Origin of the sequence: Flavobacterium ginsengiterrae (assembly GCF_039539785.1) — a bacterium.
Classification (GTDB): Bacteria; Bacteroidota; Bacteroidia; order Flavobacteriales; family Flavobacteriaceae; genus Flavobacterium; species Flavobacterium ginsengiterrae.
In genome coordinates this window covers 1,470,989-1,484,002 of record NZ_BAABDU010000003.1, presented here as the reverse complement: position 1 = coordinate 1,484,002, position 13,014 = coordinate 1,470,989, and the positions used below count along the sequence as shown (strand labels likewise).

9 protein-coding genes are annotated in these 13,014 nt (G+C 35.0%); 6 read left to right on the top strand and 3 right to left on the bottom strand.

The features are described from left to right. Positions 1-79: 79 nt before the first annotated feature. Positions 80-1,597 carry a 2,3-bisphosphoglycerate-independent phosphoglycerate mutase gene (gene gpmI, locus ABD859_RS09315; protein WP_345143327.1) on the top strand — a complete coding sequence of 506 codons (1,518 nt, stop codon included), beginning with the start codon at positions 80-82 and terminating at the stop codon, positions 1,595-1,597. 221 nt (positions 1,598-1,818) lie between these two features. On the opposite strand, the gene ABD859_RS09310 is transcribed toward gpmI, so the two are convergent. Continuing rightward, a complete protein-coding gene (locus ABD859_RS09310) occupies positions 1,819-3,069 on the bottom strand; it encodes a DUF445 domain-containing protein (RefSeq protein WP_345143324.1) in 1,251 nt (416 codons plus the stop codon). A gap of 201 nt (positions 3,070-3,270) precedes the next feature. Here ABD859_RS09310 and map point away from each other — a divergent pair, with 201 nt between their 5' ends. From map to apaG, 5 genes are all read left to right on the top strand, one after another. After that, positions 3,271-4,089, top strand: coding sequence for a type I methionyl aminopeptidase (gene map / locus ABD859_RS09305; RefSeq protein WP_345143321.1), 819 nt, complete (start codon positions 3,271-3,273; stop codon positions 4,087-4,089). 142 nt (positions 4,090-4,231) lie between these two features. Beyond that, positions 4,232-5,005, top strand: coding sequence for a class I SAM-dependent methyltransferase (locus ABD859_RS09300; RefSeq protein ID WP_345143318.1), 774 nt, complete (start codon positions 4,232-4,234; stop codon positions 5,003-5,005). 128 nt (positions 5,006-5,133) lie between these two features. Then, the gene (locus tag ABD859_RS09295) at positions 5,134-8,040 is read left to right on the top strand and encodes a DEAD/DEAH box helicase (protein WP_345143316.1); all 2,907 of its coding nucleotides are present in this window, start codon (positions 5,134-5,136) and stop codon (positions 8,038-8,040) included. Positions 8,041-8,112: 72 nt separating this feature from the next. Then, entirely contained in the window at positions 8,113-9,366 is a 1,254-nt protein-coding gene (locus ABD859_RS09290; RefSeq protein ID WP_345143314.1) for a type IX secretion system plug protein, read from the top strand. Positions 9,367-9,443: 77 nt separating this feature from the next. Then, the gene (gene apaG / locus ABD859_RS09285) at positions 9,444-9,830 is read left to right on the top strand and encodes a Co2+/Mg2+ efflux protein ApaG (RefSeq protein ID WP_012023834.1); all 387 of its coding nucleotides are present in this window, start codon (positions 9,444-9,446) and stop codon (positions 9,828-9,830) included. 1 nt (position 9,831) lies between these two features. On the opposite strand, the gene pdeM is transcribed toward apaG, so the two are convergent. Both pdeM and ABD859_RS09275 read right to left on the bottom strand, forming a co-directional pair. After that, on the bottom strand, positions 9,832-10,464 hold the full coding sequence (pdeM, locus tag ABD859_RS09280) for a ligase-associated DNA damage response endonuclease PdeM (RefSeq protein ID WP_345143310.1): 633 nt from the start codon (positions 10,462-10,464) through the stop codon (positions 9,832-9,834). Positions 10,465-10,470: 6 nt separating this feature from the next. Further along, positions 10,471-12,930: a ligase-associated DNA damage response DEXH box helicase gene (locus tag ABD859_RS09275; protein ID WP_345143307.1), complete on the bottom strand. Its 2,460-nt coding sequence runs from the start codon at positions 12,928-12,930 to the stop codon at positions 10,471-10,473. Positions 12,931-13,014 lie beyond the last annotated feature (84 nt).

The following is a 13,014-nucleotide window of genomic DNA, read 5'->3' as shown; positions in this document are numbered from 1 at the left end:
ATTTTATTAAATATAAATGTCACAAAGCTTTCTCTTCAAATTTTAGAAATGCCTTATCTTTGTAGAAAACAAAAATGTAATGAACAAAAAAGTTATCCTTATGATTTTAGATGGTTGGGGAAAATCTCCTGACCCTAAAGTATCTGCAATAGACAATGCAAATGTTCCATTTATAAATAGCCTTTACAAAAATTACCCAAGTGCACAACTGCGTACTGACGGATTAAACGTTGGTCTGCCGGAAGGACAAATGGGAAACAGTGAAGTTGGGCACATGAACCTTGGTGCCGGAAGAATTGTATATCAGGATTTAGCAAAAATTAACTTAGCAGTAGCCCACAAAACACTTGCTAAAGAACAAGTATTAATTGATGCTTTTACGTATGCTAAAGACAATAATAAAAAAGTACACTTTTTAGGATTAGTTTCTGATGGAGGTGTTCACTCTCATACATCACATTTACGCGGTTTGATCGATGCTTCGCAGGAATATGGTTTAGATCAAGTTTATGTTCATGCTTTTACAGACGGACGTGACGTTGACCCAAAATCCGGAGCAAAATACATTCACGATTTAGATGAATACATTAAAGATACTCCCGTAAAAATTGCTTCTATCGTAGGACGTTATTATGCAATGGACCGCGACAAAAGATGGGAACGTGTAAAACTAGCTTATGATTTAGTAGTTAACGGAATTGGAATTCCTTCTACAAATGCAGTAGCAAGTGTTCTTGACAGCTATGCACACGATGTTACTGACGAATTTATTGAGCCAGTTGTAATTGTTGATGAAGAACAAAAACCTCTTGCTACAATTGTTGAAGGCGACGTTGTAATTTTCTTCAACTTTAGAACAGACAGAGGTCGTGAACTTACTGAGGCGCTTTCGCAGCATGATTTCCACGAGCAGAACATGCACAAGCTTAACTTGTATTATGTAACGCTTACAAACTACGACGAAACATACCAAAATGTAAAAGTTGTTTACAACAAAGATAACATCACAGAAACTCTTGGTGAAGTTTTAGAAAAAGCAGGTAAAAAACAAATTCGTATTGCAGAAACTGAGAAATATCCTCACGTAACATTCTTCTTCTCAGGAGGAAGAGAAGTTCCGTTTGAAGGTGAATCAAGAATTTTGAGAAACTCTCCAAAAGTAGCCACTTACGATTTACAGCCGGAAATGAGTGCTTACGAACTGGCAGACGCTCTTGTTCCTGAGTTAAACAAAGGCGAAGTAGATTTCGTTTGCTTAAACTTTGCAAACGGCGATATGGTTGGTCATACAGGAATTATGGAAGCTGCAATTAAAGCTTGTGAAGCCGTTGATGCCTGCGCTAAAAAAGTAATCGATGCTGCTCTTGCTAACGATTATACAACAATCGTAATTGCTGACCACGGAAACTGCGAAACGATGATTAATCCTGACGGAAGCCCAAATACAGCACACACAACAAACCCAGTGCCGATTATTTTAGTTGACAAACAACTGAAAAGTATCCAGGATGGAGTTTTAGGAGATATTGCTCCTACTATTTTAGAATTAATGGGAGTTCAGCAGCCAAATGCTATGACTTGTCATTCTTTGTTGTAGAAAAATATTTCCTTTATATATAAAGAGGCGGATTCAAAAGAATTCGCCTCTTTTATTTTACATATCAATACTCCAGCGGAGTATAATATTTATAGAAAAACAATATTTCTATCGGAAAAAAGCTCCGGCGGAGCGACACAATCTACGAGATAATATTTCGCCTCGCTAGGGCTAATATGCATGCGTGTCTTTTTCCTATAAAAATATTATCCCTCTAAGACTTATAATATTAAATGATACAACCACTCAACTCCATAAATAATAAGTCCAATAATCCCTCCTACTAAAGTTCCGTTTATTCGAATATATTGAAGATCTTTACCAATTTCTAATTCCAGTTTTTCAGAAACCTCTTTTCCGTCCCAGCTTTTTACGGTCGATGAAATTAAATCTCCTATTACCTTTTTATTATTTAAGAGAACAGACAGCAAATCGTTTTTGATAAAACTGTTGATTTTTTCAAACATTACAGGATCTTCTTTTAATCCATTTCCAAAAGTCTGAATTAATCCTGCAATACTATTTTTAATAGACGATTCGTCGCCCTTATTCAAATCAGTTGTAATAGAAAGTTTTATTTCGTCCCAGATTCCGTTAATATAATCCTGAACTTCTTTTTTACCAATAAAACCTAAAATCATATCATTGATTTTAATTCGCATTTCTTCGGAGTTTTTTACTTTTTCTAAGAAATTAAAAATATACTCATCAATTTTTAAACGTACTGTACTTTCAGGTTTTTTGGCTTCATCAAGAAAATCCTGTAAACCGTTAAAAACACCTTCGGTAATACTTTTATCGGCAAGACCAAAACTCAGAAACGGAGTTGAAGCTTTTACCTTCTGTCTGATTAAATCTTTATTATTCGTCAATTCACTGCTCATAACCTCAAGAAGATTCGTCAGCATTTGATTTTTTAAATCTCCTTTCTGCAAAGGTTCTAAAGCGACTGCAACCCAGTTTCCTAAATTAACACCTTCGAGTTTTTCCTTAAACTGAACCTGAATAAACCTTTTAATATCTTCATCTTTAATCGCTTTTAAAATTCCCGGAATCAGGTTTACGGCCACAACATTGGCAACTTTATTTGAATTTTCCTGCTGCGAAAGCCAGTCAGAAGCCTTTAATGCAAAATTGAATTCGTCGAGCTTGATTTCCAGTTTTTCGCGATTTAAAAATTCTTCCGAAACAAAATTGCCCAGATTTTCTCCAATTTCATTTTTCTTAGTCGGAATAATAGCCGTGTGCCAAATCGGAATTCCAAGCGGATGTCGAAACAAAGCCACAACTGCAAACCAATCAGCAATACCGCCCACCATTGCAGCTTCGCTGAAAGCCTGCAAAATTGGAATTTTAAAATAAATAGCGATTATAAAAAGAAGCACCGCAAAACCTAAAAGTCCCAAAGCAGTTCCCTGCATTCTTCGCAGTGCTTTTACTTTGGTTATATCGTGATCTATAGTTGTTTTCATGATTACAAACGTTTTTACTACTAATTTAGGGCTTTTTTCTGAAACACTTTGACTCTATTGATTGTTTAATTAGCCACGAATTCACGAATTAATCAAATGGTTAAAGATTATATCAAAAATAAATTCGTGAATCCGCGGCAAAAATTTACTCAAAAAATATCATTAAAAATTGTACTTTTGCCAACTGAAAATCTGAAAAATATGATCATCCAAAAAACCAGAGAAGAAATCGAATTAATGCGCGAAAGTGCTTTAATCGTTTCAAAAACATTAGGAATGATTGCTTCTGAAATTAAAGAAGGAGTTACTACATTATATCTAGATAAATTAGCCGAAGAATTCATTCGTGATCACGGTGCAGTTCCTAGCTTTTTAGGATTGTACGGTTTCCCGAATTCACTTTGCATGAGTCCAAATTCTCAGGTGGTTCACGGTATTCCAAACAATACACCATTACAAAGCGGAGACGTAATTTCTGTAGACTGCGGTGCTTTTAAAAACGGATACCACGGAGATCACGCTTATAGCTTTGAAATTGGAGAAGTAGCGCCGGAAGTTAAAAAACTTTTACAGGTAACTAAAGAATCTCTTTATGTAGGAATTAGAGAATTTAAAGCTGGAAACCGCGTTGAAGATGTTGGAAATGCTATTCAAAAATATACTGAAGCTCACGGTTACGGCGTAGTTCGTGAATTGGTCGGACACGGTGTTGGACAAAAAATGCACGAAGAACCGGAAATGCCAAACTACGGAAAACGAGGCCGCGGAAAACTTTTTGTAGAAGGAATGGTTGTAGCAATTGAGCCTATGATTAACCTTGGAACAAAAAACATTAAACAGCATAAAGACGGCTGGACAATTACAACTGCCGACGGAAAAGCAAGTGCCCATTTCGAACACGATGTTGCCTTAATCGACGGTAAACCAGAATTATTATCGACTTTTCAATACATCTACAAAGCTTTAGGAATTGAAAGCAATGAAGAAGATGAATTTAGAAAAGTGCCTCTAGTATTGTAGTTATTAGCCGAGATTCTAAAATTAAAAAACATTCGAACTCCTGCAAGGTTTTCAAAACCTTGTAGCTGTCTTTTTTCAAACATAAATACCTACAAGGTTTTGAAAACCTTGCAGGAAAACAAAAATATTTTGGAATAACCCCATGAAAAAACTTTTCAAATTAGTTTTAAATACAATACCGCGTCCCATATTAATTCGTTTGAGTTATGTGGCTCGTCCTATTTTAGCTTTCTCATTAAGAGGTGATAAATTTACTGATCCTATTGACGGAAAAAGCTTCAAATCATTTTTACCTTACGGATACGGAAAACAGCGTAATAATGTGCTTTCGCCAAGCACGCTTTCGCTGGAAAGACACCGTTTGCTTTGGCTGTATTTAAACGATCAGACTGATTTTTTTACAGCACCAAAAAAAGTATTGCATTTTGCGCCGGAGCAGGCTTTTTACAAAAGATTCCGCAAGCAGAAAAACCTTGATTACACGACAACAGATTTACTTTCGCCTTTGGCAGATGTAAAAGCAGATATCTGCAATTTACCTTTTAAAGACAACGAATATGACGTTATTTTATGTAATCACGTTTTAGAACATATTCCGGATGACACTAAAGCCATGCAGGAATTATTTCGTGTTTTAAAACCGGGCGGAATGGCTGTTTTACAAATACCACAAGATTTATCGCGCGAAGTTACTTTTGCCGATGATTCGATTACAGACCAAAAAGAACGTGCAAAAATCTTTGGTCAGTACGATCACGTTCGCGTGTACGGCCGTGATTATTTTGATAAACTAAGAAGCATTGGTTTTATCGTAATCGAAGAAGATTATACTAATAAAATAGCCCCAGAACTGGTTGAAAAATACTGTTTGGCAAAAGGAGAAATTATCCCGCTTTGCTTTAAACCGGAAAACTAGTTTTCGACCTTACAAATGATATAAGTTCATTTAAAAAGAGTTTTCAAATTATTGATATTTTGAAAACTCTTTTTATTTTTAAACCAAACAGAATTCCCCAAAATTCTACCAAAATTAAACTATAAACCTTGAAGCCTGCAAAACCATTTCAGTTCTGTTTTGACATCAGTTTTGAAAAAAATCTGAATGCCTATACGCCTACCGCTTATGTTGTTGAAAATACAAGCGACATTAAATATCTTGACAAAAAAGCAAGCAAAGGTGTGCTTGAAAGTTTTGGAATAGATTTTGAAAATCTGGATCCAAATTCAAAAAAGATACTCACCATCTGCGAATCTTTAAAACCTGAATTTATATTCAAAAAATTCAGTGCCAAAGTAAAATCAGCTAAAACAATTGCCGATCTTCAGAAGGATTCTAAAATTGATTTTGCTATCCGACAGCATTTAAAACTCAATCTAACTCCTTTTTACAGTTTGATTGTGCAAGAGCAGTTTCCGCTTTCTCTAAATTTAGGACCCGAAAAAGATTTTTACCGTTCCAGAGTCAGCATTGATCCGCTCGATTTTGAACCTCAGATTCATTTTGATAAACATTCAGAAGGTATTACCTATACCCTTTCTTTAAAAGAAAATGAAACCACTTTTTTACCAATGGATCATAAAGTGGATATTCTTTTAGACGAGCCGGGCTGGCTTATTGTCAACAAAAAACTGGGGCAGTTAAAAGAACTAAATTCGAAAAAACTGACTCCGTTTTTAAAGAAAAAATCAATCGAAATTCCTTCAAAATTAGTTGATGATTATTTTAAAAATTTCATTCCCGAAATAGCTAAAAAAATTGACATTGAAGCCAACGGTTTCGAAATCGAACTTCGTGACCAAATCGTTTCGTGCACGATTCAGCCTGTTTTTGATTTCTTTAAAAACTGTTACTATCTCAATCTTTATTTTGATTATAACGGATATTCGTTTGATGGAAGCAAAACTAAAAAAACACATTCATTTGTTGATTTCAGCGTTGCTAATGAACCTCGAATCATTCAGTTTAAGCGAAATTCAGACGAAAATTTATATACAGAAAAATTACAGGAAATTGGTTTAATAAAAATTAAAAATGAATTATTCGGTTTGAATTCAGAAGCCGAAAGTTCAGATCCTTATATCAACATTCAATTAATAATTGACAACAAAGAAAAACTGGAAAGTTTAGGTTTTACAATTCAAAATCTAAAACTTGAAAGTAAAGAAATCATAACCGGAAATCATACTATTTCGGCTTCAAAAGAAACTACCGGAGACTGGTTTGATATTAAAATCATTATTACGATTGGTAGTTATAAAATCAATTTCAGTGAAATTATTCCGAACATCAAAAGCAAAGAAAGACTTTTTCCTCTTCCTGACGGAAATTACTTTTTAATTCCGCTGGAATGGTTCAGCAAATATGGATCTTTGGCAAAATTAGCCAAAACCGAAAACGGCGCTTTACTTTTACGAAAAAGCAATTTTACAGCTCTTGACGGAATTTCAGAAATTGATAATGATTTAGATCAAATTCACCAAGCCGAATTTACCGCTTCAGATTTAATAAAAGCAACTTTAAGACCTTATCAGGTTGATGGTGTGAAATGGCTTTTAGGACATTTTAACTCCAATATGGGTGCGTGTCTTGCTGATGATATGGGACTTGGAAAAACATTACAAACGTTGTCTGTTTTAGTTTCGGTGCAGGAACAATTAGGTTTTACAACCAAAACTACCAATTTTGATTTGTTTGCCAATGAAACGACAATTGAAAGAGAACCGCTTAAAGCTTTAATCGTTTTGCCTTCTTCATTGGTTTTTAACTGGTTTAATGAAGCTGGAAAATTTACGCCTCATTTCTCTAAAATGCAGTATGTAGGCAATGACAGAAAATCTTTAGCGGGCAGAATAAATTCAACCGATTTGATTTTTACGAGTTACAGCATTATTCACCGCGATATTTCTATTTTAGAAAAATACGATTTCCGTTATTTGATTCTGGACGAAAGCCAGTACATCAAAAACAAAAATTCTAAGATTTTTAAAGCCATAAATAAAATCAGCACCGGGCATAAAATAGCGCTGAGCGGTACGCCAATAGAAAATTCGCTGGACGATTTATGGTCACAAATGCAGTTTATTAATCCGGATATTCTGGGCAGTTACAATTTCTTTGTTGACAATTTCAAAAATCCTATTGAGAAAAAGCAGAATGAAGAAGTTTTAGCCGAATTAAAAAATCTCGTTCAGCCTTATATTTTAAGAAGGACCAAAGAACAGGTTTTAAAAGATTTACCGGAATTAACCGAGCAGATTTACTATTGCGACATGGATCCTGAACAGGAAAAATTATACGAACAAGAGAAATCTAAAGCTCGTAATTTCCTTTTAAAAACCGATGGTTCGAGTCCGGATAAAATCAGCATTATTAATACTTTGATGAAATTGAGACAGCTGAGCAACCACCCAAAAATGGTCGATCAGGAATCTGAAATTGATTCAGGAAAATATATTGCGGTTACCAATTATCTGGAAAGTCTTGTAAAAGAAAAACATAAAGTAATTATTTTCAGTTCGTTTGTTACCAACTTAGGTTTTTACACAGACTGGTGCAAAGAAAATAAAATCGAATATTGCGAAATTACCGGAGAAACGCCAGCAGCGAAAAGAGAACAGCAGGTAAAATTGTTTCAGGAAAAAGAAAATCCGCTATTGTTTTTTATCTCGCTAAAAGCAGGAGGTGTTGGTTTAAATATTACAAAAGCTTCGTATGTTTTATTCCTCGATCCGTGGTGGAATCCTTTCGCAGAAAAACAAGGTGTTGGCCGTGCGCACCGAATTGGTCAATTAAATAAAGTGAATGTTGTTCGTTTTATTTCGAAAAATACAGTTGAGGAAAAGATTATCAAACTTCAGGAAAACAAAAAACTGTTATCAGACTCTCTTTTAGAAGAAAGTTACATTAACGACGAAATCGAAGCGAATTTAGCATACATTTTAAATTCTTAACAAAAACCTATAAATCGGCATCTTACTACATTTAATAAAATTCTTATATTTACAATCTTACAATGTAATAAGATGCCGAAATTTTTATATACAAGCTTAGTTTTTCTTTTTATTTTCACTTTGGCAAAAGCCCAGGAAAAAGAAGTCGATCCTCCTTACAACATCAAAACCGTAACTTTTGTTCAAAATGGCAATAATGTCGTTCCGATATTTGAACTTAATTCAACTTTTGAATTTCAATTTGATGATTTATTTGGTAATGAAGCCAATTATTATTTCGAAATTACACATTGCGATTATAACTGGAAACCATCAGATATTCCTAAAACTGATTACTTAAGAGGCTTTGACGGTCAGCGAATTATGGATTATTCTAATTCTTTTAATACGCTTCAGGTTTATTCTCATTACAGACTTCCTTTTCCTAATCAGTTTACAACTCAGATTCGATTATCAGGAAATTATATCCTGAAAATTTTAAATGAAGATAAAGAAGTCGTTTTGTCCCGAAAATTTATTATTTATGAAGAACACTGCACAGTTGCGGCACAGGTAAAACGAACCCGAAACCTGAGCAATATTGACGCGAAGCAAAATCTGGAATTTACGATTGCTTCAAATGATATTACTTTTCAAACGCCAACACAAAACATAAAACTACTTTTACTTCAAAACGGAAATTTTAATACGGCTATTAAAAATATAGCGCCGCAATATACAATTGGCAATCAATTGATTTACAAATACGATTCAGAAACACAGTTTTGGGGCGGAAATGAATTTTTATATTTTGAGAATAAAGACATTCGTGCCGCTAATAATAATGTAGGCCGAATTGGTTCTAATAATGATATTTACAACGCTTATTTATATACCAATGCCGCGAGAGGAAATCAGATTTATACTAACTATCAGGATGTAAACGGAAATTTTGTGGTAAAAAATATAAATGGCACAGACAACAGCATCGAAGCTGATTATGCATGGGTATATTTTACGCTTTCGGCACCAGCTTTCAGACTTAACAAAGACATTTACATTACCGGAATGTTCAACAATTATAGTCTTTCGCCAGAATATAAAATGGATTATAATTCAGAAAAAGGAGTTTATGAAAAGGCTGTAATGATCAAACAAGGCTTTACCAATTTTCAATACACTATTGCTGATAAAAAAGGAAATATTGATCTTGAAAACGCTGTAGACGGCAATTTTTATCAAACAGAAAACGAATATACAATCTTAGTTTATTACAGAGAAAGTACAGATCGTTATCAGAGAGTTATTGGAAAAGGTAACGCAAGCTCTGTAAATATCGTTAATTAAAACATTGTTAAGGTTTTAGGTTTCCTGATTTTTTTTCGTAGCTTTGTACCTATAACACACAGATTTACTAGGTTAGTATGGTTTCTCAAATTACACGAGGCATAAAAATATCGGTTTTAACTAGTTTTGAAGGCACTTACTTCAAAAACTACAAGATTCACTTTGCATTCAGCTATGTGGTTACTATTGAGAACCATAGTAAAGATTCTGTTCAGTTAACTTCCCGCCACTGGGAAATATTTGATTCTCTAAATGATTTAGATATTGTTGATGGTGAAGGTGTTATTGGTAAAAAACCGGTTTTAAAACCAGGTGAAAACCATACTTACAGCTCTGGCTGTTTATTATCATCTCCTTACGGCGCTATGAAAGGTCATTTTAATATGATCAACTTTACTACGACTAAAACATTCAAAGTAATTGTTCCTACTTTTAGAATGTGTGCTCCTTTTGCGCTGAACTAATTCAACGTTTTATTTCGATTACCTCATCTTTTGCAAGTACATATACTGTGTCGTTTTCTTCGGGAATCAGATAAAAATTACCTGTGAATTCACCAAATGCCGGAAAAATCAATTGATCTGGTTTTCTAAAAAAACAAGACAAACTCAAGAACTGCCTTCCTAATCCTTTTAGCTTAATGCCCGGATGAATGTGTCCGCATAAATTGAAAAAGTTTTCTGCTCTCGACGGATGATGTGTCAACAGGAAATCATCGATTATAATTTCAGGATGAATTTCGATATTCAAATCCGTATAATTTTTTTTTGAAATAATATCGTGATTGCCTTCTACCAAAATAAGCTGCTGTGTAACGGTTTTAGTCCAGTCGGCAAAAAATTCCCATTCGTTGTTCATTTTACTGTGAAATAAATCTCCCAGAAAAATAATAGTTTCGGCATCAAATAACTGCAGAATGTTGTTTAACCGTTTAAAATTTTCATGAACTGCTTTTTCCGGAATTGCCATTCCGTGTTTTCTAAAATGTGCAATTTTGCCCAAGTGAAGATCCGAAATTAAGAGTATTTTCTTTTCTTCCCAAAAAGCCGCGCCGCACGGATGCAGGACAAAATTTTGATTATGTATCCTAATATTCATATTGCATTATTTCATGTAACTGGCCGTCATTTTTTTGATTCTTTCTTCTAAGGTTTCGCTTGATAATTTTTCACGCAGACGATCTGTAATTATCGGAAAACTAAACGGTGTAGGTTTCAAACATTGTTTCCAGACTATTTTCTGGCTGTTGATTCTTTCCAAAGCCTGAATTAAACGTCCTTCTTCCAGCTGATGTTCGAATGTTTCTGTAAAAGCCTGCTGCAATAATAAATTATCTGGTTCATAATCTCTAAAAACTTCAAAAATTAATTGCGAACCACTTTGCAAATGTTTTGTTTTAACCGGTTTTCCGGGCATTCCTGTAAAAACCAAACCGGCAATTACAGCAATATCCCTAAATTTTCTTCGCGCCATTTCGGTTGCATTTAAGCTTTTTTGCAAATCATAATGCACGTAAGCTGTTGTAAACAAATCATTATCAAAAACAGCCTGCATATCGATTTCCTGATCCGAAAGCAATTCAAACCCATAATCATTGTATGCCAGCGAAAAAGTAATGGGTGACAGAAGACTTATTCTGTACGAAAGCAAACTTGCCAGCGCTTCGTGAACATAACGGCCTTCAAAGGGATAAAAAATAGCATGAAAACCTTCTCTGGTTTTAAAAGTTTCAATTAAAAACTCATCACTGTCGGGAACAATGCTTTCTTTCCGCTGTCTGTCAAAAATAGGCTTTAATGCTTTTAATTCCGGAGATAAATTTTCGGTATTGGCCGCGTACAATTCTTCTCTTAATAATTCACTCATTTGTGCCGATAATGTCATGCGCCCGCCCATCCAGCTCACGGTTTTTGATGTTTTCTTTGGATCGGCTTTGCGAACCAGAACCTGCATATTTTTTATCTGAAACAATTCGAGTCTTCTTCCTGCAAAAGTAAAAACATCACCTCGTTGTAATTTTGAAGCAAACCATTCTTCGATTGTTCCAATGAATCCGCCGCCTAAAAATTTCACATTCAAAACCGCATCACCTACAATAGTTCCCATCTGCATGCGGTGATGCATGGCTATAAAACGACTGTTGATTTTAAAACGCCCGTCTTCTTCAATTTCAACTTTTTTAAATTCGTCATAAGCTTGTAAACTCTGGCTTCCGTTGGTAATAAAATTGAGAATCCAGTTCCAGTTTTCTTTGGTTATATTTTGATAACAGAAAGTCGTTTTTACTTCTTCAAAAATTTCATTCGGGAAAAATCCATCAGAAACCGCCAGCGTATTTAAGTACTGCACCAAAACATCCCAGCTGTTTAAATACGGCATTCGGTCTTCGACAACGGTTTTAGCAACTGCTTTTTTTAATGCCGAAGCTTCAATTAATTCCATCGCGTGTGTTGCCAGAAAATAAATTACACTTTCTTTTCCAGGCTGATGTCCGCTTCTTCCGGCTCTTTGCAGAAAACGTGCAACACCTTTTGGCCCGCCAATTTGAATAATGGTTTCTACAGGCGCAAAATCAACACCAAGATCTAAACTTGAAGTACAGACCACTACTTTTAATTCTTCATGTCGAATAGCACTTTCTACCCAAAGCCGGATTTCTCGGCTTATACTTCCGTGATGCATCGCCATTTCGCCAGCAAATTCAGGGTATTTTTCTAAAATCGCCTGATACCAGATTTCACAAGCAGAACGGACATTGGTAAAAATTAAAGTCGTTTTACTTTTTCTGACGATTTTTGCTACCTCATCAATCAAATGCAGTCCCATATGTCCACGCCACGGATAAGTTTCCATTTTTTCAGGAAGAATCGATTCTATTTTTATTTTTTTATTGATGTGTGCTTTTATTAAAACCGAATTTTGATACGCTTCTGAATCCGGCCCTAACAAAACCTGCTGTGCTAATTCGAGGTTGCCAATGGTTGCAGAAATTCCCCAGATACGCATTTTGGGCGCAATGGTTTTAAGACGTGAAAGTGCCAATTCCATTTGTACACCACGTTTGGTTCCTAATAATTCGTGCCATTCATCGACTATAATCGCACCGCAGTCAGCAAAAGTTTTAGGATAGTTTTTGGCAGCTAAAAGCAAATGAAGACTTTCTGGTGTTGTAATTAGTAAATCCGGCATTTTGTTTTTTTGTTTCGCCCTTTCGCTTTGCGAAGTATCGCCGGAACGTATTCCAACTGTTAATTGTAAATCCAGATCTTCGATAATACGCTCTGCAGCTTGTTTGATTTCTACCGAAAGCGAACGCAGGGGCGTAATCCAGATCGCTTTTAATCCGGATTTATGTTTTGTTTTATAATCGGGATTTTTTTTAATGTAATCAAGAACTACCGGAAACCACAACGCATAGGTTTTTCCGCTTCCTGTCGGCGCGTTTAATAATCCGTTTTTACCCTGCAGAAAAGCGGTCCAGGTTTGGTTTTGAAAAGGAAAAGATTTCCAACCCTGACTTTTAAACCAATTTTCGGCAATTGTATATAGTTCTTCTCTGTTCATTTTTTTTCTTAAGGTTCAAACTAACAAAGTAACAGAGTGACAAAGTATAAGGCTGTTTCTTAAAGTTTTTCCTTGAAACTCTGT